At 74.1% G+C, this 25,251-nt stretch carries 26 protein-coding genes; 14 read left to right on the forward strand and 12 right to left on the reverse strand.

Features of this window, described 5'->3' with window-relative positions; translation table 11 throughout:
• Positions 1-7: 7 nt before the first annotated feature.
• Positions 8-379, forward strand: a complete 372-nt coding sequence (locus tag AC3YNX_RS10160; RefSeq protein ID WP_489995383.1) for a hypothetical protein — start codon at positions 8-10, stop codon at positions 377-379.
• On the forward strand, positions 376-1,377 hold the full coding sequence (locus AC3YNX_RS10165) for an ROK family protein (protein WP_489995509.1): 1,002 nt from the start codon (positions 376-378) through the stop codon (positions 1,375-1,377). Before AC3YNX_RS10160 ends, AC3YNX_RS10165 begins: the two co-directional genes overlap by 4 nt.
• Before the next feature lie 13 nt (positions 1,378-1,390).
• Here AC3YNX_RS10165 and AC3YNX_RS10170 read toward each other — a convergent pair whose 3' ends face one another.
• Both AC3YNX_RS10170 and AC3YNX_RS10175 read right to left on the reverse strand, forming a co-directional pair.
• The gene (locus AC3YNX_RS10170; RefSeq protein WP_489995384.1) at positions 1,391-1,978 is read right to left on the reverse strand and encodes a hypothetical protein; all 588 of its coding nucleotides are present in this window, start codon (positions 1,976-1,978) and stop codon (positions 1,391-1,393) included.
• Positions 1,975-2,106 carry a hypothetical protein gene (locus tag AC3YNX_RS10175; protein ID WP_277601718.1) on the reverse strand — a complete coding sequence of 44 codons (132 nt, stop codon included), beginning with the start codon at positions 2,104-2,106 and terminating at the stop codon, positions 1,975-1,977. Before AC3YNX_RS10175 ends, AC3YNX_RS10170 begins: the two co-directional genes overlap by 4 nt.
• Before the next feature lie 116 nt (positions 2,107-2,222).
• On the opposite strand from AC3YNX_RS10175, the gene AC3YNX_RS10180 reads away from it, so the two are divergent.
• The 4 genes from AC3YNX_RS10180 to AC3YNX_RS10195 all read left to right on the forward strand — a co-directional run bounded on the left by AC3YNX_RS10180 (position 2,223) and on the right by AC3YNX_RS10195 (position 6,315).
• Positions 2,223-2,960 carry a lysophospholipid acyltransferase family protein gene (locus tag AC3YNX_RS10180; RefSeq protein ID WP_489995385.1) on the forward strand — a complete coding sequence of 246 codons (738 nt, stop codon included), beginning with the start codon at positions 2,223-2,225 and terminating at the stop codon, positions 2,958-2,960.
• Positions 2,961-2,969: 9 nt separating this feature from the next.
• Entirely contained in the window at positions 2,970-3,476 is a 507-nt protein-coding gene (locus AC3YNX_RS10185) for a polyadenylate-specific 3'-exoribonuclease AS (protein WP_127782474.1), read from the forward strand.
• 10 nt (positions 3,477-3,486) lie between these two features.
• The gene (locus AC3YNX_RS10190; RefSeq protein WP_127782475.1) at positions 3,487-4,881 is read left to right on the forward strand and encodes a class II 3-deoxy-7-phosphoheptulonate synthase; all 1,395 of its coding nucleotides are present in this window, start codon (positions 3,487-3,489) and stop codon (positions 4,879-4,881) included.
• A gap of 147 nt (positions 4,882-5,028) precedes the next feature.
• Complete coding sequence (locus AC3YNX_RS10195; protein WP_127782476.1) at positions 5,029-6,315, forward strand: CynX/NimT family MFS transporter; 1,287 nt, start codon at positions 5,029-5,031, stop codon at positions 6,313-6,315.
• A 37-nt stretch (positions 6,316-6,352) separates the two neighbouring features.
• Here the strand turns inward: AC3YNX_RS10195 and pknB are convergent, their stop codons facing one another.
• Positions 6,353-8,494, reverse strand: a complete 2,142-nt coding sequence (gene pknB / locus AC3YNX_RS10200; protein ID WP_489995386.1) for a Stk1 family PASTA domain-containing Ser/Thr kinase — start codon at positions 8,492-8,494, stop codon at positions 6,353-6,355.
• Positions 8,495-8,711: 217 nt separating this feature from the next.
• On the opposite strand from pknB, the gene AC3YNX_RS10205 reads away from it, so the two are divergent.
• Positions 8,712-9,080: an Rv2175c family DNA-binding protein gene (locus AC3YNX_RS10205; protein WP_127782478.1), complete on the forward strand. Its 369-nt coding sequence runs from the start codon at positions 8,712-8,714 to the stop codon at positions 9,078-9,080.
• Here AC3YNX_RS10205 and AC3YNX_RS10210 read toward each other — a convergent pair.
• The 4 genes from AC3YNX_RS10210 to AC3YNX_RS10225 all read right to left on the reverse strand — a co-directional run bounded on the left by AC3YNX_RS10210 (position 9,049) and on the right by AC3YNX_RS10225 (position 14,253).
• Positions 9,049-9,981, reverse strand: coding sequence for a phytoene/squalene synthase family protein (locus AC3YNX_RS10210; protein ID WP_489995510.1), 933 nt, complete (start codon positions 9,979-9,981; stop codon positions 9,049-9,051). The genes AC3YNX_RS10205 and AC3YNX_RS10210 overlap by 32 nt on opposite strands.
• Before the next feature lie 26 nt (positions 9,982-10,007).
• Positions 10,008-11,474 carry an alpha-(1->6)-mannopyranosyltransferase A gene (locus AC3YNX_RS10215; RefSeq protein WP_241249798.1) on the reverse strand — a complete coding sequence of 489 codons (1,467 nt, stop codon included), beginning with the start codon at positions 11,472-11,474 and terminating at the stop codon, positions 10,008-10,010.
• Positions 11,475-11,665: 191 nt separating this feature from the next.
• The gene (gene crtI / locus AC3YNX_RS10220) at positions 11,666-13,180 is read right to left on the reverse strand and encodes a phytoene desaturase family protein (protein ID WP_489995387.1); all 1,515 of its coding nucleotides are present in this window, start codon (positions 13,178-13,180) and stop codon (positions 11,666-11,668) included.
• On the reverse strand, positions 13,180-14,253 hold the full coding sequence (locus tag AC3YNX_RS10225) for a polyprenyl synthetase family protein (protein ID WP_127782482.1): 1,074 nt from the start codon (positions 14,251-14,253) through the stop codon (positions 13,180-13,182). Before AC3YNX_RS10225 ends, crtI begins: the two co-directional genes overlap by 1 nt.
• Positions 14,254-14,406: 153 nt before the next feature.
• On the opposite strand from AC3YNX_RS10225, the gene metF reads away from it, so the two are divergent.
• The 3 genes from metF (at position 14,407) to AC3YNX_RS10240 (ending at position 16,912) form a co-directional block, all read left to right on the forward strand.
• The gene (gene metF / locus AC3YNX_RS10230; protein ID WP_489995511.1) at positions 14,407-15,315 is read left to right on the forward strand and encodes a methylenetetrahydrofolate reductase [NAD(P)H]; all 909 of its coding nucleotides are present in this window, start codon (positions 14,407-14,409) and stop codon (positions 15,313-15,315) included.
• A gap of 89 nt (positions 15,316-15,404) precedes the next feature.
• Complete coding sequence (locus AC3YNX_RS10235; protein ID WP_489995388.1) at positions 15,405-16,217, forward strand: potassium channel family protein; 813 nt, start codon at positions 15,405-15,407, stop codon at positions 16,215-16,217.
• 26 nt (positions 16,218-16,243) lie between these two features.
• The gene (locus AC3YNX_RS10240) at positions 16,244-16,912 is read left to right on the forward strand and encodes a CDP-alcohol phosphatidyltransferase family protein (protein ID WP_127782483.1); all 669 of its coding nucleotides are present in this window, start codon (positions 16,244-16,246) and stop codon (positions 16,910-16,912) included.
• Here AC3YNX_RS10240 and AC3YNX_RS10245 read toward each other — a convergent pair.
• From AC3YNX_RS10245 to AC3YNX_RS10265, 5 genes are read right to left on the reverse strand one after another with little or no spacing between them, the layout of a single operon-like run.
• Positions 16,900-18,045, reverse strand: a complete 1,146-nt coding sequence (locus tag AC3YNX_RS10245; protein ID WP_489995512.1) for a glycosyltransferase family 2 protein — start codon at positions 18,043-18,045, stop codon at positions 16,900-16,902. The two genes, AC3YNX_RS10240 and AC3YNX_RS10245, sit on opposite strands and share 13 nt — an antisense overlap.
• A complete protein-coding gene (locus AC3YNX_RS10250; protein ID WP_489983949.1) occupies positions 18,042-18,731 on the reverse strand; it encodes an LppM family (lipo)protein in 690 nt (229 codons plus the stop codon). Before AC3YNX_RS10250 ends, AC3YNX_RS10245 begins: the two co-directional genes overlap by 4 nt.
• Positions 18,694-19,590 (reverse strand): carotenoid biosynthesis protein, encoded by an 897-nt coding sequence (locus AC3YNX_RS10255; protein ID WP_241249799.1) that lies wholly within the window; start codon positions 19,588-19,590, stop codon positions 18,694-18,696. The genes AC3YNX_RS10250 and AC3YNX_RS10255 overlap by 38 nt, the downstream gene beginning before the upstream one ends.
• Entirely contained in the window at positions 19,587-21,188 is a 1,602-nt protein-coding gene (locus tag AC3YNX_RS10260; protein ID WP_489995389.1) for a phytoene desaturase family protein, read from the reverse strand. The genes AC3YNX_RS10255 and AC3YNX_RS10260 overlap by 4 nt, the downstream gene beginning before the upstream one ends.
• Positions 21,189-21,207: 19 nt before the next feature.
• Complete coding sequence (locus AC3YNX_RS10265; protein ID WP_489995513.1) at positions 21,208-21,774, reverse strand: GNAT family N-acetyltransferase; 567 nt, start codon at positions 21,772-21,774, stop codon at positions 21,208-21,210.
• 199 nt (positions 21,775-21,973) lie between these two features.
• On the opposite strand from AC3YNX_RS10265, the gene AC3YNX_RS10270 reads away from it, so the two are divergent.
• From AC3YNX_RS10270 to AC3YNX_RS10285, 4 genes are all read left to right on the forward strand, one after another.
• A complete protein-coding gene (locus AC3YNX_RS10270; RefSeq protein ID WP_489995390.1) occupies positions 21,974-22,465 on the forward strand; it encodes an SAV_6107 family HEPN domain-containing protein in 492 nt (163 codons plus the stop codon).
• Positions 22,466-22,545: 80 nt separating this feature from the next.
• Positions 22,546-23,316: a class I SAM-dependent methyltransferase gene (locus AC3YNX_RS10275; protein ID WP_489995391.1), complete on the forward strand. Its 771-nt coding sequence runs from the start codon at positions 22,546-22,548 to the stop codon at positions 23,314-23,316.
• Between the two features lie 14 nt (positions 23,317-23,330).
• Positions 23,331-24,572: a DNA polymerase IV gene (gene dinB, locus AC3YNX_RS10280; protein ID WP_489995392.1), complete on the forward strand. Its 1,242-nt coding sequence runs from the start codon at positions 23,331-23,333 to the stop codon at positions 24,570-24,572.
• A 161-nt stretch (positions 24,573-24,733) separates the two neighbouring features.
• On the forward strand, positions 24,734-25,147 hold the full coding sequence (locus tag AC3YNX_RS10285; RefSeq protein WP_489983954.1) for an SCO2097 family morphological protein: 414 nt from the start codon (positions 24,734-24,736) through the stop codon (positions 25,145-25,147).
• Positions 25,148-25,251 lie beyond the last annotated feature (104 nt).

A 25,251-nucleotide genomic window follows, 5' to 3' on the forward strand; every position in this document is an offset into this window, starting at 1 on the left:
CCCTCGAGTGAGCCCGCCCCACCTGGACGCCGAGGAGACCCTCGCCGAGCTGCGCGCCCTGCTGGAGGCGCTGCTGGACCGCCTCGACCCCTGGCTGCGCGCGCAGACCGCCGAAGCAGCAGAGTCGGATGCCCCCGACTGCGGGTGGTGCCCGCTGTGCGCGGCAGCCGCTGCGCTGCGGGGGGAGCGCCCCGACCTGCTGCGCCGGTTGTCCGAGCAGGGCCTGGCCTGGCTCAGCACCGTGCGGTTGCTGGTGGAGGAGCACGAGCACGCCGGCGAACCCGCCCCGGCGAGCGAGGCGCCCGACCCGGGGGCGACGGCCGACACCCGTCCGCGGGTGCAGCAGATCCCGGTGGTCGACAGCGGCCGGTGGCGCTGACCGTGGGTGGCGCTGGAGTGGGGGAGTCGGGCCTGCTCACCGTGGGGATCGACGTGGGCGGCACCAACATCCGGGCCGGTGTGGTGGACCTGCACGGACAGGTGCTGGACAGCGTCGACGCCCCCACCCCCGCCTCGTCCGCGGCGCTGGAGGCTGCGCTGGCCCGCTCCGTCACCGAGCTGCGCACCCGCCACGAGGTGCACGCCGTGGGCCTGGCCGTCGCTGGGTTCATCAGCCCCGACAACGCCACCGTGCTGTTCGCCCCGCACCTGCCCTGGCGCGACGCTCCCGTCGCCGCCCGGATGAGCGAGCGCCTCGGGCTGCCGGTGGTGCTCGAGCACGACGCCAACTCCGCTGCCTGGGCCGAGCACCGCTTTGGCGCCGCCCGGGGCGGCCGGGTGGTGCTGCTGATCTCCCTGGGCACCGGGATCGGGGCCGCCCTGCTGCTGGACGGCCGGCTGTTCCGGGGCGCGCACGGGGTGGCGCCGGAGCTGGGCCACCTGCGGGTGGTGCCCGACGGGCGTCCCTGCCCGTGCGGCAAGCGGGGCTGCTGGGAGCGCTACTGCAGCGGCACGGCCCTGGCCACCACCGCGCTGGAGCTGCTGGCGGCCGATCCCCAGCGGTCGTCGGTGCTGGCCAGGGAGGCCGCCGCCGAGCCGGACTCGCTGACGGGGCGTCGGGTGATGATGGCCGCCCGCGACGGGGACCCGGTGGCGGTGGCCGCGGTGGAGGACCTGGCCCGCTGGCTGGGGGAGGGCCTGGCCGTGGTGGGCGACGTCTACGACCCTGACCTGGTGGTGGTCGGTGGCGGCGTCAGCGTGTCGGCACCGCTGTTCCTGGACGCGGCTCGCGAGCACTACGCCCGGCGGGTCACCGGCGCCGGACACCGCCCACCGGCCCGCATCCGCACCGCCCAGACCGGGCACGCCGCGGGCCTGGTGGGCGCCGCGGAGCTGGCGCGTGCCGTGGTCACCCCATCGGTGCCCGGAGCGCGCTGACCCAGGGAGTGCGCTAGATCCGCGACCCGTCGTCCCAGCCGGAGTCCACCGGCGGGCCGTCGCGCAGCAGCAGGAACATCCAGAACAGCGACGACGCCATGGCCAGCAGCCCCAGCGGGAAGCCCACCGAGTCGGTGAGGCCGATGACGCCGGGGATGAACAGCAGCACCACCCCGATGGCCAGCAGGACCAACGCTCCCAGCCCGGCCCCGTGCGGGCGCGGGATGGGCGGCGGCTCCGGCGGCTCGTAGTGCCCCTCGTCCTCGTCCAGGTCCAGCTCGTCGGGCCGGACCACCGGCGCCGGCCGGCTCACCGGGGGCTCGGTGGTGGCGACGCCGGGCTGCTCGGGCTCGGCCGGACTCGGCTCGGCCCCCGCCGGGCCGTGCCCCTGCGCGTCGTCCTCGTCCGGGTCGGTGGTGCGCTCGTCGGTGCTCGGGGCGGTCGACGAGCGGGCGGTGGCGGCGCCCGCCTCCCGCTCGGCCTGCTCCCAGCTGGGCTCGGCGTCCCAGCCCGCGACCAGCTCGGCGAACGCGGCGTCGATCTCGGCGGCGTCCTTGTCGCGCTCCTCGCGCTCTCCTCCTGCGGAGTCCGGTGTGCTCATCGCTGGCTCGCCTCCTGCGCGCGGTCGACGTCGACGATGGTGACGGTGGACCCTTGGCGCGACGGCACCACCGCGGAGCTGGGGCGACCAGCAGGGACGAGCGGCTCGGCGCCGGGGGGGAGGGGCACCTCACCATGGTGGCACGACCGGCGGTCGAGGGGCTGGCCGCAGCGGCTCGCCCCTCGGACGGGTGGTGCCTGGCTAGGGTTGGAGCACGCGGGCGGGAGCTGAAAGAGGGTCGCCGATGCTGTACTGGCTCACCAAGCACGTCCTGCTGGGGCCCTTGCTGCGGGTGACCTGCAAGCCCCAGGTACGGGGTCTGGAGAACCTGCCGGCGGAGGGCCCGGTGATCCTGGCCAGCAACCACCTCGCGGTCGCCGACTCCTTCTTCCTGCCCCTGGTGGTACCCCGGCGGGTGAGCTTTCTGGCCAAGAGCGAGTACTTCACCGCCCCGGGGTTGGTGGGTCGGCTGAGACGGTGGTTCTTCCTGGGCGTCGGCCACGTGCCGGTGGATCGCTCCAGCCTGCGCGCGGCGCAGCCGGCGCTGGCCACCGCGCTGCAGCTGCTGCGCCGGGGCGCGGTGCTGGGGATCTACCCGGAGGGCACCCGCTCACCCGACGGGCGCCTCTACCGGGGCAAGGCCGGGCTGGCCCAGGTGGCGCTGGAGGCCGGGGTGCCGGTGATCCCGGTAGCCATGACCGGTACCGATCGGGTCAACCCGATCGGCTCGCGGATGTGGCGGCCGGCCCGGGTGGTGGTGACGCTGGGCCGGCCGATCGACCTCTCGCCGCACGCGGGCGGGCACGCCGACCCGGCCGTGCTGCGGGCCGCCACCGACGAGGTGATGCAGGCCCTGCAGCGGCTGTCCGGCCAGGAGTACGTGGACGTCTACGCCAGCACGGTCCGGTCAGCCCGCCCCGGGGACGCCCCGGGCACCGGGCTGGTGCCCGAGGTGGATCCCGGGTCCATCGAGCGGCCCTAGGCTGTCGCGGTGCGCTACTTCTACGACTGCGAGTTCATCGAGGACGGCACCACCATCGACCTGGTGTCGATCGGGGTGGCGGCCGAGGACGGCCGCGAGTACTACGCGGTGTCCACCGAGTTCAACCCGGACAAGGCCGGCAAGTGGGTGCGGGCCAACGTCCTGCCCAAGCTGCCCAACCCCTCCTCGCCGCTGTGGCGCAGCCGGGCCCAGATCCGCGAGGAGCTGCTGGCCTTCCTCACCGCGGAGGACTCCCCGGAGCTGTGGGCCTGGATCGCCGCCTACGACCACGTGGCCCTGTGCCAGCTGTGGGGGGCCATGCCCGCCCTTCCGAGGGCGCTGCCGCGGTTCACCCGCGAGCTGCGCCAGCTCTGGGAGGACTCCGGCAGCCCCGAGCTGCCCAAGGCCCCGGACGACGCCCACGACGCGCTCGCGGACGCCCGGCACAACCTGCAGCGCTTCCGGGCGATCGAGGCGTACCTGACCGCTCGGCAGGCGCCGCAGGCGAACACCTAGGATTGACCGCGTGAACTGGACCGTCGACGTGCCGATCGACACGCTGCCCGAGCTTCCCCCGTTGTCGGAGGCCATGCGTGCCAAGCTCGATGACGCCTTGGCCCGCCCGGCCGCCCAGCAGCCCAGCTGGCCGGCCGACCAGGCCGCGGCTATGCGCAAGGTGCTCGAGAGCGTGCCGCCCATCACCGTCTCCCGCGAGGTGGACAACCTGCACGAGCGCCTCGCGCAGGTAGCCCGGGGTGAGGCGTTCCTGCTGCAGGGAGGTGACTGCGCGGAGACCTTTGCGGACAACACCGAGCCGCACATCCGCGGCAACATCCGCACCCTGCTGCAGATGGCGGTGGTGCTCACCTACGGCGCCTCCATGCCGGTGGTGAAGGTGGCCCGCATCGCCGGCCAGTACGCCAAGCCGCGCTCGTCCGACATCGACGCGCTGGGGCTGAAGTCCTACCGCGGCGACATGATCAACTCGCTGGTGGCCGACGAGGCCGTCCGCGGCCACGACCCGTCGCGGCTGGTGCGCGCCTACGCCAACTCCAGCGCCGCCATGAACATGGTGCGGGCGCTGACCGCGGCCGGGATGGCTGACCTGCACAAGGTGCACGACTGGAACCGCGAGTTCGTGCTGAACTCCCCCGCCGGCGCCCGCTACGAGGCGATGGCCGAGGAGATCGACCGCGGCCTGCGCTTCATGGACGCCTGCGGCGTGAGCGACCCGTCGCTGCACTCCGCCGAGATCTTCGCCAGCCACGAGGCGCTGGTGCTGGACTACGAGCGCGCCATGCTCCGCCTGGAGCGCGACGTGGAGCCGGACGCCAACGCGCGGCTGTTCGACCTGTCGGCGCACTTCCTCTGGATCGGCGACCGCACCCGGCAGCTGGACGGGGCGCACATCGCCTTCGCCGAGCTGGTGGCCAACCCGATCGGGCTGAAGATCGGTCCCTCCACCACGCCGGAGATGGCCGTGGAGTACGTGGAGCGGCTCGACCCGCACAACACCCCGGGCCGGCTCACGCTGATCTCCCGGATGGGCAACACCAAGGTTCGTGAGCTGCTGCCGCCGATCATCGAGAAGGTGCAGGCCACCGGCCACCAGGTGATCTGGCAGTGCGACCCGATGCACGGCAACACCCACGAGTCGGCGTCGGGCTACAAGACGCGGCACTTCGACCGGATCGTGGACGAGGTGCAGGGCTTCTTCGAGGTGCACCGCAGGGTGGGCACCCACCCTGGCGGCATCCACCTGGAGATCACCGGCGAGAACGTCACCGAGTGCATGGGTGGCGCCCAGGACATCTCCGACGCTGACCTGGCCGGTCGCTACGAGACCGCCTGCGACCCGCGGCTGAACACCCAGCAGGCGCTGGAGCTGGCCTTCCTGGTGGCGGAGATGCTGCGCGACTGACCCACCTGGTCACCAGCACCCACGAGGGCACCGGCGCACGCGCGCCGGTGCCCTCGTGCGTGGGGGAGCTGACCGCGCGTCGCCAGAGGTGGCCGAGCACAGACGAGCACAGACGAGCAGCACGAGCAGCAGAAGCGGAGAACAGTGATGACAGCGGTCGGGCAGGGGAGCGCCACCCAGGGCCCGGGCACACCCGGAGGTGGGCCGGCGGCCGCTCACCCCAAGCCGTTGTGGGCGGGGCGCGTCCTGGTGCTGCTGGGCATCGTGCTGGCGGCGTTCACCCTGCGCACCGCGGTCACCTCGATCACCCCGCTGCTGGACCCGATCGGCGACGACCTCGGCTTCGGGCCGTCGGTGGCGGGGGTGCTGGGCATGCTGCCCACGCTGGCCTTCGCGGTGTTCGGCCTGCTGACCCCGGCACTGGTGCACCGCATCGGCCTGGAGCAGGTGGCCCTGGTGGCCATGGCGATGGCCGCGATCGGCACCTTCACCCGCTCGTTGGCCGGCGACACCCTGGTGCTGCTGGCGCTGTCCGCGGTGGCCCTGGGCGGCATGGGGATCGGCAACGTGGTGATCCCGCCGCTGGTCAAGCGCTACTTCCCCGACCGGGTGGGCGGGCTGAGCACCGTCTACATCACCGTGCTGCAGCTGGGCACCGTGCTGCCCGCGCTGGTGGCCGTGCCGCTGGCCAACGCCAGCGACTGGCGGGTGTCCACCGGCTCCTGGACCCTGGTGGCGCTGGCCGCCGCGGTGCCGTGGACGGCGGTGCTGCTGCTGGAGCGCGGCAGGCGGGGGCGTGACGGCACCGGGGACGACGGGCTGCCGGTGGTGCGGGCCGAGGGCCGGGCCTGGCGCTCACCGGTGGGCCTGGGGATGGCCGCGATGTTCGGCATGACCTCGCTCAACACCTACGCCATGTTCACCTGGATCCCCAAGATCCTCACCGAGGCCGGCGGCAGCGCCGAGCTGGGCGGCAACATGGTGGGACTCTTCTCCGCGCTGGGCCTGGTGGGTGCGCTGACCATGCCGGTGCTGGCCACCCGGGTGGCCAACCCGTACTTCATCGTGGTGCTCTGCGCCGCCTTCTTCGCCGTGGGCTACGTGGGCCTGTACCTGGCGCCGATGGAGCTGCCCCTGCTCTGGGTGAGCCTGGTGGGTCTGGGCCCCAGCACCTTCCCGCTGGCGCTCACGCTCATCAACCTGCGCACCCGCACCCCGGCCGGCTCGGCCGCGCTCTCCGGGTTCAGCCAGGGCGTGGGCTACACGGTGGCCTGCCTGGGCCCGCTGCTGTTCGGCCTGCTGCACGAGGCCACCGGCGGGTGGGGGCTGCCGTTCAGCATGCTCGGCTGCGCCGTGGCGGTGCTGCTGGTGGGCGGCTACGTCGCCTGCAAGCCGCGCATGCTCGAGGACAGCTGGGACCGCAAGGCCGCCTAGCTCGGGCAGGGCGCCAGCTCAGGGCGGGGTTTCCCGCTCAGGGCAGGGCGGTGATGGTGACCTCGGCGCCCGGGGCCACCCGGCTGCCGCCCTCGGCGGACTGCCCCACCACCAGTGACCCGTCGAAGGGCACCAGCTGCTGCACCTTCACCCGCAGCCCCAGCTCCGCCAGCGCGGCCCGGGCGCTGTCCACCGTGCGCCCGCGCACGCCGGGCACCGTGACGGCGTCGGAGATCTGCACCTGCACCTGGGGCGTCGCCGGGTCGACCAGCGTGCCCGCGGGCGGGACGGTGGAGGCGACCGAGCCTGCGTCGGCCGCGGGGTCGAACACGGTGGCGCCGATGACGGGGGCGAAGCCGGCGGCGCTCAGCCGGGCGGTGGCCTCGGCCGGGGAGGTGCCGGTGACGTCGGGGACGGAGAGGGCGTTGGACACCTGCAGGGTGACCGCCGACCCGCGTCGCGACTCGGCACCGGCGGCGGGCTCGGAGCCCACCACCGACCCGGCCGGCACCGCGGAGCTGTACACCGGGATGGTGCCGCCCACCGTGAGTCCGCTGTCGCCGAGCGCGGCGGTGGCCTCCTCGGCGCTGCGACCGGCGACGTCGGGCACCCGCACCGGCGGCGGGCCGAGGCTGAGGGTCACCTGCACCGGCGCGTCCACGGTGAGCACCGTGCCGGGCTCGGGGCTCAGCCGCAGCAGGCCGCCCTCGGCCACGGTCTCGCTGTGTGCGCCGGGAGCCAGCACGGGCAGCAACCCGTGCTGGCGCAGCTGCTCGCTGACCGCGGCCGAGATGGTGCCGCTGACGATGGTGGGCACCACGGGCCGGCCCAGGGACACGGTGAGCACCACGGTGGAGCCCTTGGCGACCTTGGCGCCCGGGGCCGGTCGCGCGGCGAGCACCTGGCTGATGGGGGCGGTGTTGTCGTAGCCGTCGCGTGCCTCGGCCTTGAGGTCCACGTCCTCGAGCACCTGCTGGGCCTCGCCGTGGGACAGGCCGGTGAGGTTGGGGACCGTGGTGAACCGGCCCGAGCCCAGCCACCACCCACCGACGCCGACCGCCACCGCCAGCAGCAGCACCACCAGCACCCACACCAGCGCCACCCGGCGGCCGCGCTGGCGCAGCAAGGAGTACTCGCTGTCGTTGACCGGCACCTCCATGGCCGCCGAGCCGGTGCGCGGATAGCCGCGGGTGGACGTGGCCCCTGGCATCGCGCCGGACATCACCGTGGTCCGCCGGGCGGGCACGGTGGGCTCGTCGGGTGCCCCCTCAGTCCCCTTGGCAGGGCCAGCAGGCACCGGGGGACGCACGCCCACCGCGTGCGGGCTGACCGGCTGGGGCAGCGGCACCCGCACCGAGGGGACGTGCAGCCAGCGACGCAGCTCCAGCACCTCGGCGAGCATCTGGCCGGCGTCGACGAAGCGGGCGGCAGGGTCGCGCCGGGTGGCCCGCAGCACCAGGTCGTCCAGCTCCGGCGCCAGCCCGCGCACCCGCAGGCTCGGGGCGGACGTGTCGTTGTTGACGTGCTGGTAGGCCACCGACAGCGCGCTGTCGCCGGTGTAGGGCGGGGTGCCGGTGAGCATCTCGTAGAGCAGGATCCCGGTGGAGTAGACGTCGCTGCGGGCGTCGGCGGTGCCGGGGGAGACCTGCTCGGGCGAGAGGTAGGCGGCGGTGCCCAGGATGACGCCGTTGTTGGCGGTGACACCGGCGGCAGCCGCAGCACGCACCAGCCCGAAGTCGGCCACCTTCACCGCCCCGTCCTCGGCGATGAGGATGTTCTCCGGCTTGACGTCGCGGTGCACCAGGCCGGCCCGGTGGGCGGTGGCCAGCGCGGCCAGCACCGGCTCCATCACCGCGAAGGCCACCGGGACCGACAGCGCGCCGTTCTGCTGCAGCAGGCCACGCAGCGTGCCGCCCTCCACCAGCTCCATCACCAGGAACACGTGGCCGTCGTCGCGGCCCTGGTCGTACACCGCCACCAGCCCCGCGTGGCTGAGCCGGGCCACCGAGCGGGCCTCCAGCTCGAAGCGGGCCAGGAAGGCGGGGTCGTCGGCGAAGTGCGGGGCCATCACCTTGATGGCCACCGGGCGGTCCAGCCGCAGGTCGACGCCGCGGTACACCGTGGACATCCCACCGTGGGCGATCGGGGAGTCGATGCGGTAGCGCCCGTCGAGCAGCACGCCAAGCAGTTCGGAGCCGCTGCTGCGCACTTCGTCAACACCTCAATCTGGTCTGTCAGGGGGCACGGGGTGGTGCTGGGAGGGTCCCGGGTAGACCGGTGGGAGCGAGTCAATCGTAGCGACGGACCTGCCTGCGAGCGGTTCCACGCGCCCCGTCCCAGCACCGGCGACGGACGGGCCGACGAGCCGCCGGACACCGCCCGCTACCGTGGTGGTCGTGAGCGCGATTCCCTACCTGGACGACGTCCTCGATCCTGACGTCCCGGTCCTGCAGCTGTCCGACGTGGCCAAGAAGCTCAACCGACCTCGCACCAGCGTGGAGCAGCTGCTCCGTGACGGCGCGATGTTCGCGGTGTGGCGCAACGGCGTGGTGAGCGTGCCGGAGATCTTCCTGGAGGAGGAGGGCCGGGTGCTCAAGGGTCTGCCCGGCCTGATCAGCGTGCTCCGCGACGGTGGGTACCGCGACCAGGAGATCCTGGAGTGGCTGTTCACCGAGGACGAGACCCTGCCCGGCACCCCCATCGACGCCCTGCACGGCAACCGGGGCAAGGAGGTCACGCGCCGCGCCCAAGCGATGGCGCTCTGACCAGGCTGCGGGCCAGCAGCGGAGCCGCCACCCGCAGCCGACGGCGCCGCGGCACCACCACCCGGTGGCTGAGCACGTCGTAGTCGGCGCGCTCGATCTCGCCGAGGATGTCGGAGTACAGCGTGAACGCCGCCCGCACGCAGCGGCGGGCGTCCGGCTGCAGCATGTCCACCCCGGGCTCGGCGGCCCGGTAGGTGCTGCGCGTGAGTGCCACCAGGTGGGCCAGCGCACGGCGCACCCGCGGGTCGCTGCGCCCGCTGGCCCGCAGCTCGGCCAGCAGCTGGCGGTCCACGCCGAAGGCGGCCAGGGTGTCCGCCGGCAGGTACACCCGGCCGCGGTCGAGGTCCTCGCCCACGTCGCGCAGGAAGTTCGTCAGCTGGAAGGCGATGCCCAGGTCGCTGGCGAAGGGGGCGGCCACCTCGCGGCGCACCACGGTGCCCAGCACCGGCAGCATCTGCAGCCCGATGACCGAGGCCGAGCCGTACATGTAGGTGGTCAGCTGGGCCAGGTCGGCGTACTCGTCCACCTGGGTGTCCGACCCCACCGCGTCCATCCGCATGGAGCTCAGGAAGTCCTCGAACAGCCGCGGCTCGATGGTGTAGCGCTGCGCGGTGTCGCAGACCGCGCGCACCACGGGGGTGACCGGCGCCGGGCCGCTGCCGGTCAGCCCGGACCGCAGCTCGGCGGCCACCGCGTCCAGCTCGGCGGCACGCTCGGGCCAGGGCCGTGGGTCGTCGGTGGCGTCGACGATCTCGTCCACCAGCCGGGCGAAGCCGTACAGGGCGTGCACCGCGGGGCGACGGGAGGCCGGCAGCAGGCGGGTGGCCAGGTAGTAGGTGCGGCCGTGCTGGGCGTTGAGCTCGCGGCACTGGCGGTAGCACTCGGCCAGGTCCGGCGACATCGGTGCCCGCTCCACCACGGCGACGCTCACGGCTGGGTGGGCAGCGGGGCGTGGACGGGGGAGTGTGCGCGCAGGCGGAGCGGGTCCGGGCGCAGCAGCGAGACGCCGGTGAGGACGCCCAGGCCCAGGGCGGCGGCCACGTCCAGCCAGTTGTACATGCCGGTGACGCCCGAGGGGCGGAACAGCAGCATGAGCCCCACCGACAGGCCCACCACCAGCGCCATCGGCCGCGGCCGCCACGGCAGCGCCGCGCCCAGCGCCAGCGGCCAGGCGTAGTACCAGGTGAGCGCGGCGGGCGACAGGATGACCACGGCCACCAGGGCCAGCACCAGGGACCGGGTGGCCGCCACGGCGGAGTGCCGGCTGCGCCACCACAGCCACACCACGATGCCCACCAGTGCCAGCGCGCACAGCATCCGGGTGTAGGGCAGCACCGCCACCAGCTGGAAGTTCAGCAGCCAGCCGAACACCAGCGTGATGATGTGCGCCATCGCGGTGGGCAGCGACAGCCAGTTGATGATCAACCCGGAGCCGCTGAGCGCGGTGATCCAGCCCAGGCCCAGGTTGGGGTGCACCGACGGACCGAGGAAGACCGCCACCACGATGGCCACACCGGCGCCGGCGGTCACCGCGAAGACCCGCAGCGGGTGCGCCGGCTGCTCGCCGCGCGCCAGGGCGTCCTCGCGCCGGTGCACCATCCACACCCACACCAGGAACGGCAGCGCCAGCCCGGCGGTGGCCTTGATCGCCATGCCCACGGCGACCGCGGCGAACCCCGCCACGTGCCTGCGGTTGAGCACCAGCACGGTGCCGGCGGCGAGCAGGCCGACCATGAGCATCTCGTTGTGCACGCCACCCACCAGGTTCACCAGCACCAGCGGGTTGAGCAGCGCGATCCACAGCGCCACGGCGTGGTTGCCACCCAGGTGCGCAGCCAGGCGGGGCAGCGCCCACACCAGCAGCCCGATGCCCGGCAGCATCACCAGCCGCAGCAGGATGGTGCCGGCGACCACGCTGTCACCGCAGATGCGGGTGATGAGGTCCGACAGCAGCAGGAACAGCGGGCCGTAGGGGGCGGTGGTGGTGGTCCAGACGCTGCTGACGTTGTCCAGCAGCACCCCGGGGTTGGCCACCGGCCCCACCTCGTAGGGCTTGAACCCGTCGCGCAGCAGCGCGCCCTGGGCGAGGTAGGAGTAGGCGTCGCGGCTGAACAGCGGTGGCGAGGCCAGCAGCGGGGCCATCCACAGCACCAGCACGCCACGCAGCGCGGTGGGGCTGAGCTCGTCGCGCAGCACCCGGCGCCCGATGCGCATCCAGGCGAAGAACATGGCCAGCACGCCGACGTAGATGGCGGCGGTGGACAGGTCGTGGCCGTGGCCGAAGCGCAGCCAGGACAGCTTGACCGACTCCAGCAGCGGGTCGCGCACGCGGACGCTGCCGGCCCCGAGCCCGCCCGCCAGGATCAGCAGGCTGGCGACGAGTCCGAGGTACACGTCCGGGGCCGCCGGCCCACGCAGAAAAACGCGGCCACGGTTCAGGAGATCCTGTCCGTTGCCGCTTCGAGATCGTTCGCGAAGACTGGTGGGCGCTGTCATCACCGAGCATCATCCCCCATGGCCCGTGGGCAACGACGCGCGAATCGAGTGATGTTGCCGTCTCGTGACCGTACTTCCCGTTGTACCACTCACCCGGTGACGCGCTGGGCCGCAAGCCGACCGGAGATGACGGTGGTGGGCACGCCGACGCCGGGGGTGGTGCCGCAGCCGGCCAGCACCGCGTTGTCCAGCCCGGGCACCAGGTTGCCGCGGCGGAACGGCCCGGTCTGGGTGACGGTGTGCGCGGCCGAGAAGGGGGTGCCGGCCGCCATGCCCTGCGCGGCCCACCCGGCCGGGGTGACCAGCTCGTGCACCGTGAGGTGCTCGGCGATGCCGGCGTAGCCGCGGGCCTCGAGCACGCAGAGCAGCTCGTCGCGGTAGGCCGGGCCCAGGGTGTCCCAGTCCAGCGGGGCGGTGCGCAGGTTGGGGCACGGGGCCAGGATGTAGCAGAGCTCCTGGCCGTCGGGGGCGAGCGTGGGGTCGGTGAGGCTGGGGCGGGTGACCAGCAGGGACGGGTCGCTCATCAGCCGGCCGCGGCCGGGTCGGCCGCCGGCGATGATCTCGCTGAACGTCTGCTTCCAGGCGGCGCCGAAGTCGATGGTGTGGTGCGCGGCCTCCGGCCAGCCGGCGGTGACCTCCCGGGACACCCCGCCGTGCAGGACCACCGCCGAGGGCGCCCAGCGGGTGGGCAGCCGGCGGCGGTGCGGGCGGCCCAGCAGCTCGTCCACCAGCGGCAGGTCGGGGGTGAGGACCACGGCGTCGCAGGCGATGCGCTCGCCGGCGGCGGTGCGCACCGCGCTGACCCGGTCGCCGTCGTGCTCCAGCTCGGCCACCTCGGTGCCCAGCTGCAGCTTGGCGCCACCGGTGACCGCGGCGTCGGCCATGGCCTGGGCGACGGCGTGCATGCCGCCCTCGGGGAAGTACACCCCGGCCACGGTGTCCATGTAGGAGATGACGCCGTAGGCCGCCCGCGCCCGCTGCGGCGCCACACCGGCGTAGAGGGCCTGGAAGGTGAAGATCCGGCGCAGACGCTCGTCGGTGACGTGCGCGCCGACCCTGGCGGCGAGGCTGGCGAGCCCACCCAGCCGGGTGAACCGCGACAGGTCGGCCAGCGCGGCGCGGGAGGACACCATGTCCAGCGGGGAGTCGAAGTTGCCGCCGATGAAGCGGTCGATCTCGGCGTCGTACATGGCGGTGAGCCAGGTGCGCAGCCGCCGGTAGCCCGCCGCGTCGGCCGCGCCCATCTTGGCGCGCACCTCGGCCTCCATGGCGTCGGGATCGGTGTGCACGTCCAGGGTGGTGCCATCGGCGTAGCGGGCCCGGTAGGCGGGGTCGAGCCGGTGCAGCCGCACGGTGTCGTGCAGGGACGCGCCGACCGCGGAGAGGGCGTCGTCGATCAGCTCGGGCATGGTGAGCACGGTGGGCCCGGTGTCGATGCGGTAGCCGTCGACGTCGAGGCGCCCCATCCGCCCACCCGGCAGGTCGTCGCGCTCGAGGAGGGTGACCGCGCGGCCGGCGCCGAGCAGGTGCAGGGCCGCGGACAGCCCGGCGAGCCCCGCCCCCACGACGACCACGTGGTCGGTGGGGCCGGCGACGGTGCGCATCAGTAGCTCCGGCTGGTGGCGGACTCGGCCATGGCCTGCAGCTCCTTGCGGGCCAGCGGCTCCACCAGGTCGGTGTCCATGGCGGCCAGGCCGCTGGCGGTGAGCTCGGTGATGCGCTGCTCCACCTCGTCCACCGCACCCAGGCGAACCAGCGCGCGGCGCAGCTCGGCGATGGTGTCGGCGTCGAGCGTGCGGCCCAGGGAGCGGCGCAGCAGCGCGGCGGTGGCGGGCTCGGTGGCGTCGGCGCGCTGCAGGGCCAGCGCCACCAGCAGGGTGCGCTTGCCCTCTCGCAGGTCGTCACCGGCGGGCTTGCCGGTCACCTCCGGGTCGCCGAACACCCCGAGCAGGTCGTCGCGCAGCTGGAAGGCCACCCCGATGTCGGCGCCGAAGCAGCTGTAGGCCGCCATCATCTCCGGGGAGCCACCGGCCAGGGCGCCGCCGAGGTGCAGCGGTCGCTCGATGGTGTACGCCGCGGTCTTGAAGCGGTCGATGCGCAGCGCGGCCTCGGGGGTCTCGTCGCGGCGGGCGTCGGCGGAGACGTCCAGGTACTGCCCGCCCAGCATCTCGGTGCGCATGGACTCCCAGAACGGCAGCGCCCGGGCCAGCGCGGGGGCGGGCAGGTCGGCCGCGCGGAGCATGTCGTCGGCCCAGGCCAGCGCCAGGTCGCCCAGCAGCACCGCCGCGGCCAGGCCGAAGCGCTCGGCGTCGCCGTGCCAGCCCATGTCGCGGTGGCGCTGGGTGAACTCGGTGTGCACGGTGGGGAAGCCGCGGCGAGTGTCGGAGTCGTCCATCAGGTCGTCGTGCACCAGCGCGCAGGCCTGGATCAGCTCCAGCGCGGAGCAGGCCCGCAGCACCCGGGTGGCCTCCGGGCCGTCGGGATCACCGCCGGCGCCGCGCCAGCCCCACCAGGCGAAGCTGGGACGCACCCGCTTGCCGCCCCGCAGGACGAACTCCTCGAGGGCGCGGGCGGCCTCGGTGAAGAGCGGATCGACCCGCGTGGTCTGGGCGCGGCGGCTCGCGAAGAAGGTGGTGAGCTCGTGCTCCACCGCGGTGGCGAGGGTCGAAACGGACATGGGCTGAGAGTGTCACGACGTGCTAATGATCGCACGTGACCGGGGGCTCTCTATGCTGGTTCGGTGGTTACCGCGCAGAGCCCGACACCCGTCCCCACCTCGGAGAACCAGCTGTCAGGGGTCCCCGAGGACTCCTCCGGCACCCCGTCGGTGGTGGAGCGCATCCGCTCCGGACGTGACGGACGTCCCAGTTTTTCCTTCGAGTTCTCCCCGCCGCGCGACGAGGTGGGCGAGGCGCAGCTGTGGCGGACGGTGCGGATCCTGGAGCAGCTGCAGCCGGCGTTCGTGTCCATGACCTACGGCGCGGGCGGCTCCACCCGCGACCGCACCGTGCGGATCACCGGCCAGCTGGCCACGGAGACCACGCTGCTGCCGGTGGCCCACCTGACCGCGGTGTCGCACTCCGCCGAGCAGCTGCGCAGCGTCATCGGGGCCTACGCCGACGCCGGCATCCGCAACGTGCTGGCGCTGCGCGGCGACCCGCCCGGCGACCCGCTGGGGGAGTGGCAGCAGCACCCCGACGGCCTGGAGTACGCCTCCGACCTGGTGCGCCTGGTCCGCAGCCTCGGTGACTTCACCGTGGGCGTGGCCGCCTTCCCGGAGGGCCACCACCGCTCGCCCGACCTCGACCACGATGCTCGGCACTTCGTGAACAAGCTGCGTGCCGGCGCGGAGTACTCCATCACCCAGATGTTCTTCCGGGCGGAGGACTACCTGGGCCTGCGCGACCGGGTGGTCAAGCTCGACCCCGAGCAGGGCGAGAAGCCGATCGTGCCGGGCATCATGCCCATCACCTCGCTGCGCTCGGTGAAGCGGATGGCCGAGCTGTCCGGCAAGGAGGTGCCGCCGGAGGTGGTGCAGCGGCTGGAGCGCGCCGCCGGCACCGGCGAGGTGGAGGACAAGGACGCGGTGCGCCGTGAGGGCGTGGCCATCGCCGCGGAGCTCTCGCAGCGGCTGATCGACGAGGGTGTGCCCTGCCTGCACTTCTACACGCTGAACTTCTCCCGGGCGACGCTCGAGGTGCTCACCGAGCTGGGCATGGTGCAGCCCAAGCAGGGTTAGCCCGCCCGACGCCGGCCCGCCGTGACAGGCGGGCCAGCCACCACCCGCGCCAGCCACCACGACAGTCCGTTTGCTGGCACGCTGGCGCGGTGCGAGCCGGGGGAGACAACAGGATCGGCAGCGGCACGGCACGCGGTGAGCTGTCCGAGCAGCGATGGCGCCGCGCGACCGAGGGAGTGCTGACGGCCAGCGCCGTCGCCTTCCTCGTGGCCTACGCCTGGCCCATCGTCGAGCCGACCCTGGACCACCGGTGGGTGGTGGTGTGCTCGGTGGTGACCTGGGCGACGTGGGCGGCGTTCGCGGTGGACTACCTCGTCCGTCTGCGGCTGTCGCGCACCCGCAAGGAGTTCGTGCGCACCCACCTCCTCGACCTGGTGGTGATCGCGCTTCCCCTGTTGCGCCCGCTTCGGCTGCTGCGGCTGCTCACCGCGCTGGACGTGCTCAACCGGCGGGCCGGTGGGAGCCTGCGCGGGCGGGTCGCGGTGTACGTCGGGGGCTCGACGGTCGTCGTGCTGCTCGTCTCGGCACTGGCGGTGCTGGATGCCGAGCGCGACCAGCCGGGTGCCACCATCGTGAACCTGCCGGACGCTCTCTGGTGGGCGATCACCACGGTCAGCACCGTCGGCTACGGCGATCGGTACCCGGTGACGGTGACCGGTCGCCTCGTCGCGGCCGGTCTGATGCTCGCCGGCATCGCGCTGCTGGGTGTGGTCACCGCGTCGCTGGCGTCGTGGCTGATCAGCCGGGTCCGGGAGGTGCAGGAGGATGCAGAGGCGGCGACCCGCCGAGACGTGCTGGCCCTGACCGAGCAGGTCGAGGCGCTGCGTCGGGAGGTGGCGGCGCTGCGTGACGACCTCGATCCGTCCCGGGCGCGCGCGGCGCCCGACGCCGGCCCGCCGTGACCGGCGCGCTCGGTTACCGTCGGGGCGTGGCGACCGAGCGTGGACCTCGCCCCCGCCGGACCCCGGTCGGCGGCGTGCAGGCCTACCTCGACGGGTGGTCGGCCCAGCACCAGGGAATCACCCCGGACGACGTGCCGCTGCTGTCCGGCTGGCTGCGGGTGATGTACGTCCTCGCCGTGCCGCTGGTGCGGCTGCGCGTCACGCCGGACGTGCTGACTGCGGTGGGGCTGCTGGTGTCGCTGGCGGTGCCGGTGCTCGCCGAGGCCGGGCTGCCCGTGGTGGCAGCCGTGGCGGTGCTGGTGTCGGTGGCGATGGACGGTCTCGACGGCGCGGTCGCCGTGCTGTCCGGCCGGGTCAGTCGCTACGGGCGGGCGCTGGACTCCGTCGCCGACCGCTTCTCCGAGCTGGCCTGGTGGGTGGCGCTGGTGCTCACCGCGGGGGTGCCGGTGTGGCAGGTGGTGGTGTTCGGGGCGCTGGCGCTGGGCATGGAGGCCAGCCGGGCCCGCGGCGGTCGCTACGGCGCGATCACGGTGTGGGAGCGCCCCTCCCGTGCGGTGCTGGCGGTGGTGGGGCTGGTGGCGGTGGAGTGGGACGCCACCGGGTTCACCGGCCCGGCCACCGGTTGGGTGGGCGTGGTGCTGGCGGTGCTGGGTGCGGCGCACCTGGTTCACGCCCGGCGGGCTCACGCCAGGTAGCGGTTCTTCCAGCTCAGCCGCCCGCGGCGGTGGTCGCGGTGCGAGGCGGCCGTCATCCCCGCCAGCGCCAGCACGCCCAGCGGCTGGGTCAGCGCGTCCGGCCAGGCTCGGCTGCCACCGACGCGGGCGGCGATCACCCGCGAGCCGACCGCAGCCAGGTACCCGGCCACCCCCCAGCGCCGGGTGGCGCCGCGGCCGAGCACCGCCGCCGCGGGTGGGAGCACGTAGGCCGCGCCGAGCACCGCGAACAGCGCCACCGCCGTCACCGGTGTGCCGAAGGCCGTCCACAGCGACTTGCCGTAGCCCGCGCGCAGCTCGGCCGTGCTGGTGTACATGCGGCAGCTGGCCAGCTCCGAGCCGTCGGCCGGCGTGGTGCGGTAGCCGTGCCGACGCAGCGCCCGGGCCAGCTCCAGGTCCTCCAGCACCGCGCCGGCGACCGCGGAGTGCCCACCGACCGCGGCGTAGGCGGCGGTGTCCACCACCAGCAGCTGCCCGCACACCGCAGCCATGGACGGGCGGTGCGAGCGCAGGGCCACCGGCAGCGGCAGCGTGCTCAGCCAGCTCCACTGCTGCAGCGGCTGCACCAGCCGCTCGGCTGCGATCTCGGCCACCTGCACCGGCCACGGGCACACCAGCGCGGTGCCGGTGTCGTGCAGCAGGGCCACCCCGGCGGCCACCGCGTCCGGGGCCAGCCGCACGTCGGCGTCGACGAACACCAGCACCTCGGGGCGGTGGGCCGGCTCCGCCAGGGCCAGCTCGGCCAACCGGTGGCAGGCGGCGGACTTGCCCAGCCAGCCCGGTGGCGGACCGTCGGTGCGGCGGTGCACCGACACCCGCTCGTCACCACCGGCGGCGATGGTCGCCGCGGCGGAGGTGCCGTCGGTGGAGTCGTCGTCGAGCACCAGCACCCGCAGCCGCGGCACGTGCTGCTGGGCCCGCAGGTCGGCCAGCAGCTGAGGCAGCCGGGCGGCCTCGTTGCGGGCCGGCACGCACACCGTCACCGGGTGCTGCACCGGGGCGACGGGTCGGCGCGGGCGCGGCAGCACCAGGCTGTTCAGCGCCGCGGTGAGCAGCCCGGACCAGGCCAGCGCCGTCCCGCAGCGGAGCAGCAGGGGAGCGCGGCGCACGCTCAGCGCAGCTCGCGCTCGCGCTGCAGCCGAGCGGTGTAGTTGCGGTCCTTGAGGGCCATCCACACCACCAGCGCCGAGGCGCCGAGCACCAGCAGGATCATCACCACGAACCAGGTGAAGTAGCCGCGGGTGCCCGGATCCTGGTAGGTGGCGGCAGCCTGGATGTTGGTGAGCTCGCCGGCGGGCAGGTTCCAGCTCACGCCGGTGTTGCCGTCGCGCTCGCCGTTGGTGCTGGTCACCTCGCCGGGGAAGTTCACCCGCAGCTGCACGTCGGCGCCCTCCTTGCGCAGGGAGGTGAGGTTCACCGAGCCGTCCAGGTTCACCACCTCGCCCGAGCGGCGCACGTTCAGCCGGTACTGGTTGCCGCTGTAGCTGGTCATGGTGGTCAGCTGCTGCAGCTCCGAGAAGGAGAGGTTGCTGAAGTACACCTGGCTGCCCTGGTAGCCGTCCTGGTCGTAGCTGCGGACGCTGACCCGGTCGGCGATCGCCGAGGGTGCCTCCACCTTGGGCGCCTGGGCCCCGCCCTGGGTGGCGATGATGATCTCGCCGGTCACCTTGTCGTCGCCGGAGACACCCATCGTCATCCTGGCCCGCAGGCACCCGCTGAGCAGGGGAAGCATCACCAGCAGCAGCAGCGCCACGGCTGCCGACCTACGGATGCGGGGCTGCCGGGTCTTCGAGAGGTGCACGGGCCCATCGTGCCAGTCGGCCGCCGCGGCGAGCCGGGCGTGCGACTTCGGCGCGCCGGTGATCTTGGCCGCCGCCGTGAGTCGCGCCACCCCGGAGCAGGGCGCGCAGCAGCGGGACACCGAGCAGGCCCATCGCCACGAAGCCGTAGACCGCCGAGGCGGGCAGGTCCAGGAACACCGCGTGCGCCAGCGCCGAGCCCAGCCAGGTCCACAGGTACAGCGCCAGCGGCAGCTCGTCGGGCTGCAGGCGGTCCGGTCGGGTCTGCGGCAGCGCCTCCAGCGCCGCGACCATCACCGCGGCGGTGAGCACCCAGCCCAGGTAGTTGCTCACCGGGATGTCGTCGAGGAAGGGCAGCGTGGCCGAGCCCGGCATCCACGTCCACCGCCCGTCCGCGACCATCTGCGGGTCGAGGTAGAGGTCCCACGCCGCCAGGCCCACGGTGGCCAGCAGCAGCCGCCGGCCCCGAGCGCCCCCGGCCACCGTGCTGGCCGCGCACCAGGCCGGGTAGGCGCCGGCGGTCCAGGCCAGCCCGATGATCACCGGCACGGTGGAGACGGTGGGGCCCAGGCGGCCGGTGGCGTAGTCGTAGGCGCCGAAGGGGAAGCCGGTGGCGGTGCCCAGCATCTCCACCAGGAACCCGCCCACCGCGGTGACGGCCAGCAGGCCGGCGGTCCATTGCAGCCCGCGGGTGGACGCGGCGTGCACGGTGCAGGCCGCCGCGAGCAGCAGCACCACCGCCACGCTCACGTCGTCGCGGGCGGAGCCCTGGGTCAGCGGGTAGGTGATCTGGGCGAGCACGGCCACCCCACCCAGCACCCACGCGGCGCGACGACCGAGCCGAGCCGAGCGAGCGCTCACCGCTGGCCCAGGCGCTGCTGGGCGGCGGTGACGGTGCGGCGCAGCAGCCCGCCCCTGGCGTCCTTGAGCACCAGGGCGGCGGTGTTGCGCCCGCTGGCCCCGGCCACGCCGCCGCCGGGGTGGGTGGAGGCCCCGGTCAGGTAGAGCCCGTCCAGGCCGGGCACCCGGTAGCCAGCCAGCTCCGGCGCAGGACGCCACAGCATCATCTGGTCCATCGACATCTCCACGTGCATGACGTTGCCGCCGATCAGCCGCAGCTCGCGCTCCAGGTCCAGTGGCGTCTGCACGTGCCGGTGCAGCTCGGTGGCCGCGAAGCCAGGGGCCAGCGCGTCCACCTCGGCGATGATGCGGTCCGCCTCGGCCTGGCCGACGTCGTCCCAGCTGCGCCCGCCGCTGAGCCGGTACGGGTGCCACTGCGCCCACAGCGACAGCTGCTGCTCACCCTCGGGCACGGTGCTGCGGTCGAGGGTGGAGAAGCTCATGGCCAGCACCACCGGCTTGGGCGGCAGCTCACCGGCCAGCGCCGCACCGTGCGCGGCGTGCACCTGGCGGCGGTCGCTGACCAGCAGCTGCAGGCCCGCGTGCGGGGAGTCGTGCGGGGAGGCGCTGCTGTACTGCGGCAGCCCGGAGGTGGCCAGGCGCACCACCATGCCGATGCCCGGGCCCACCCGCACCCCACGGCGCCAGCGGGCCTGCTCGGCGGTGCGCTCGCCGCCGGCGGCCAGCAGGTCCAGCGTGGTGAGCACGTGGCAGCCGGCCACCACGGTGCGAGCCTGCAGCCGGCGCCCGCTGGCGGTGCGCACCTGCCAGCCGTCGATGCCCCGGCGCAGCGAGGTGACCGCGTCGCCCAGGCAGATCTCGCCGCCGTCGGAGCGCAGCCGGGAGGCCAGGGCCTTCGTGAGCGCGCCGCTGCCGCCGATCGCCCGGCCCGGCGGGATGGAGTGCATGGCGGCGGCGAAGCCCACCATCGGCGCGGTGCCCACCTCGGACGTGGGCGGGCCGGACTGCGCACCGAACCAGGCCAGCGCGGCGCGCAGCCGCTCGTCGTCGAACCACTCCTCCAGCAGCGCGTCGCCGGAGGTGAGGAACTCCCGGGACAGCCGCGCGGGGTTGCCCTGGGAGTCCATGCCCCAGAACGAGCGCAGCAGGTGCCCGGGCGTGGGCGGCCCGGCGAAGGCGGCGAGCACCCGCACGCTGCGCGGGCCCCACTCGGCGACGAAGCGCCGGTAGGCGTCGGCCTCGGACGCCCCGCACGCGGCCTCGATGGAGGCACAGGTGGCGTCCAGGTCGCGGTGGAAGACCAGGGCGGGGGCGTCGCTGCCGGCCGGGGCGGGGGCGAAGGCCCACGGGTCGCAGTCGGCGTAGCTCAGGCCGTGCGCGGCGAGGTCGAGCTCCTCGATGATGCCCAGGTGGCGGACCATGAGGTGGGCCGAGGAGCCGCGGTCGACCTGGTGGCCGGGGAAGCGCTCGACGGTGGAGACGGCGCCGCCGAGCACGGTGTCGGCCTCCAGCACCGTGACGTCCAGGCCACTGCGGGCGAGGTAGCAGGCACTGACCAGGGCGTTGTGGCCGGAGCCCACCACGATGACGTCATGCACGCCCCGACCGTAGCGGCCCTCACAGCGGCAGGTCGCGCCCAAGCACTGCGAAGGGGCGTGAGTCACCGGCAAAGCTGAACTGCCGCAGCACGTCGGTGAAGCCCAGCCGCCGGTAGAGGTGCCAGGCCCGGTTCTCCTCCTCCGCCACCTCCGGGGTGGACAGCAGCACCCGCTGCTCCGGGCGACCGGTGAGCAGCCGGCGCAGCATCGCCTCGCCCAGCCCCTGGCCCTGTGCGCTGGGCAGCACGTGCAGCTCGGTCAGCTCGAAGTACTCGCCCAGCAGCACGTCGGCCTCGTGCGGGGGGATGCCGCGAGCCAGCAGCCCGCCGCGCACCTCCTCGCACCACCACTGCCGCCGGGCCCCTCGGTAGCCGTAGGCGATGCCGAGCAGCTGGCCGGTGGGGACGGGGCCCGCCGCGCGGCCGGCCTCCCGGTTCTCCCGCTCGCCGGGGCCCGGATCGCCCACTGCGGCCACCGCGTGCCACCCCACGCGCAGCGCGTGCTCGGCCCACATCGGGGCGCGCTGCCGCTCGGTTCCGCGCGGATAACCCATGGCTGCGACGTAGATCCCCAGCGCCTCGCCCATCCTGGCGTGCAGTGCGTCCCGAGACAGGTCAACCACGGTCACGCTCACCGCGCCATCACACCACGAGCTGGTCTTGACGCCGGGGGCGGCGGGGGCGCTACAGTGGCGCTGTCGAACAAGTGTTCGAACAGCGATCTGGGTGCCGGTTTGGTCTGGGTGCCTTGGTGGTGAGCGGGTGCGAGTGGTGGAGGTGTGCGCGATGGCTGAGGTCATGACGGCGGTGGAGAAGGTCCGGGCCGGGATGCGACGGCCAGCTGGGCAGCGGACGGCTGCGCAGCGGTCAGCTGGACAGCGGGCGGCCGGGCAGGTTTCGGCCGTGCAGGGCGCCCGCGCGGCGGCCGCGCTGCTGGAGCAGGCTGAGGCCGGCCTGCAGCAGGCCCGGCGGGCGGCGGCGGTGGAGCTCCGCTTCTCCCAGGCCCAGCTGGCCGCGCTGCGGGCCGGGGCGGCGGTGCTGGCCACCCGCGCGCAGCCCACCTGCGCCGGTGCTGCCCCGGTGCGCTCCCGGCCGAACAGCGTCTGGCTGCTGCTGGGCCGGGTGGCGCCGGAGCTGGGGGAGTGGGCGGAGTTCTTCGCCGCGCAGGCCGTCACCCGCAGCATCACCACCCGCGACGCCGACGACCTGCTGCGCCAGGCGGAGCAGTTCCTCGGCCTGGCCCGCGCCGCCGCCTGCCGCAACCGGGGCCACCGGTGAGCCTGGGCCGCTCGGCCCCGGCCCGCCGCGCGGGTGCCACTAGAGTGCGGAGCCGTGAAAAGACCTGCGAGGATGTCCCGGTGACCGAGCGCCAGTCCAGGCACCGGGGCGCCACTGCCGAGGGCGACCGGAACGTCCTGGTGCACGGGGCGATCCGCCGTGAGGTGCTGCGCCGCGAGGCCGGGCAGCCGTGCCGCGTGCTCGACGTCGGCGGGGGCTCCGGCGGGTGGGCGGTGCCGCTGGCCGAGCTCGGCTGCGACGTCACCGTGGTCGACCCCAGCCCGGACGCGCTGGCCTCCCTGGCGCGCCGTGCCCGAGAGACCGGCGCGACCGCGCAGGTCACCGCGGTGCAGGGGGACATGGACTGCCTCGGCGAGCTGGTGGCCCCCGGCACCGCGGACGTGGTCCTGGCCCACGGGGTGCTCGAGGTGGTCGAGGACGTGCCCGCCGCCATGCACGCGCTGGTCACCGCGCTGGCCCCCGGTGGGGTGCTCTCGGTGCTGGTGGCCAGCCGGGCCGCGGCGGTGCTGCACCGCGCGCTGGCCGGACGGCTGGCCGACGCCGCTCGGGTGCTCACCGACCCCGACGGCCGCTTCGGCGAGCACGACCCGCTGCTGCGCCGCTTCGACCTGCCCGGGCTGACCACGCTGCTCACCTCGTCGGGACTGGTGGTGGAGCTGGTGCAGGGTGACGCCGCGCTCAGCGACCTGGTGCCCTCCGCGTCGCTGGAGGCCGGCTCGCAGGCCGCCGTCCAGCTGCACGAGCTGGACGCCCTGGCCAGCGGCACGAGCCCGCTGCGGGAGATCGCCAGTCGGCTGCACGCCCTGGCCCGTCTGCCGCTGAACGTCTAGGGGGCCGCAGCGCCATGGGCCGCAGCGGCGACCTGGCCAGCCACCCCGACCGGGACGCGGCGGGCGCCGACGACGCCGGCTGCCCGGTGCTGCACGTGGACATGGACGCCTTCTACGCCTCCGTCGAGGTGCGCGAGGCCCCGCACCTGGCCGGGCTGCCGGTGGTGGTGGCCGGCGGCGACAACCGGGGCGTGGTGGTCTCGGCGACCTACCCGGCGCGGCGCTACGGGGTGCGTGCGGCCATGCCCACCAGCCAGGCTCGGCGGCTGTGCCCGCGGGCGGTGTTCGTGCCGCCCCGCTTCCCGCTCTACACCGAGGCGTCCCGGCTGGTGATGGACATCTTCCGGGGGATCACGCCGCTGGTGGAGCCGCTGAGCCTGGACGAGGCCTTCCTCGACGTCTCCGGGGCGCTGCGCCGGCTGGGCACCACGCCAGCCGGGGTCGCCGCGCAGATCCGCCGGCAGGTGCAGGAGACCACTGCGCTGACCTGCTCGGTGGGGGTGGCGCGCACCAAGTCCATGGCCAAGCTGGCCTCGGCCATGGCCAAGCCGGACGGGGTGATGGTCGTCCCCGTGGTGCGGGAGCGGGAGATTCTGCACGCGCTGCCGGTGGGGGCGCTGTACGGGGTGGGCGCGCGCACCGGGGAGGTGCTCACCGGCCACGGGCTGCGCACCGTCGGCGACCTGGCCGGTACCGACCTGCACGTGCTGCAGCAGTGGGTGGGCCGGGCCAGCGGCGCCCACCTGCACGCCCTGGCCAACGGCCAGGACGACCGCTCCGTGGTGCCCGACTCGGTGGAGAAGTCCGTCGGCGCGGAGGAGACCTTCAGCACCGACCTCCACGACACCGCCGCGCTGCGCCGCGAGCTGCTGCGCCTGGCCCAGCGGACCACGGCGGGGCTGCGCCGCAAGAACGTGCGGGCGCGCACCGTGTCCATCAAGGTCCGCTACGCCGACTTCACCACCCTCACCCGGTCCCGGACGCTGCGGGTGCCCACCGACGTGGCCCACGAGGTGTATCAGTGCGCCTGCGACTTGTTGGACGGGTTGGGGCCTCGTGCTCAGGCCGTGCGCCTCGTGGGGGTGCGGGCGGAGCAGCTCGTGGCAGCCTCCGCCGTGGTGGAACAGCTCGAGCTCGGTGCCCCCGAGCACGGCTGGCGCGACGCGGAGAAGGCGGCCGACCGGTTGCGCTCCCGCTTCGGCGACAGCGTGCTGCGCCCCGCCGCCCTCCTCCAGGGTCGAGAGCGCGAGCACTGACCGAAGAGATCAACTTCAGCCGGCTGCACCCCTGCCCTGACTTTGGGTGGTCTCCCGCCCGCCAGACTCGTACGATGTCGAGTAGATGCCCGGCAGGTCGGGCATTCGTTGACTCCGACGGGGAGCCGACAGCCCAAGACCTCAGTGCCGGGGGAGGGACAGTGCCACTCTCGGAGCACGAGCAGCGACTGCTCGATCAGATCGAGTCCGCGCTGTACGCGGAAGATCCGAAATTTGCCTCCAACGTTCGAACGGGTCGAGGGCTGCGTGTTGGCCATCGACGCGGTGTTCAGTCAGTCGCGGTGTTCCTCCTCGGGCTGGTCCTGCTGGTCGGTGGAATTGCGCTGCCCCTCAAGCCCGGGGGCGTCCCCGTGGTGAGCGTGCTCGGCTTCCTGGTGATGTTCGCTGCGGGCGTCCTGCTGCTCCTCGGCAGGGGTCGGTCGGACGCACCCGGTGCGGGAGACGGTGCTTCCGGGCACGGCCGCCGCGAGACCCGCAGCACCAATCGCTCCGACGGTGGTGGGTTCTCCGCCAAGATGGAAGAGCGCTTCAAGCGTCGCTTCGACCAGGAGTAGTCGGCAGCACAGGCCGCCGCCAGCTGGCCAGGCACGACCACGACGAGGGCTGCCGGACGAGACATCGTCCGGCAGCCCTCGTCCTGTGTCCGGCCCCGTGCCCC

The organism is Rhodococcus sp. Z13_19A, from assembly GCF_058133575.1.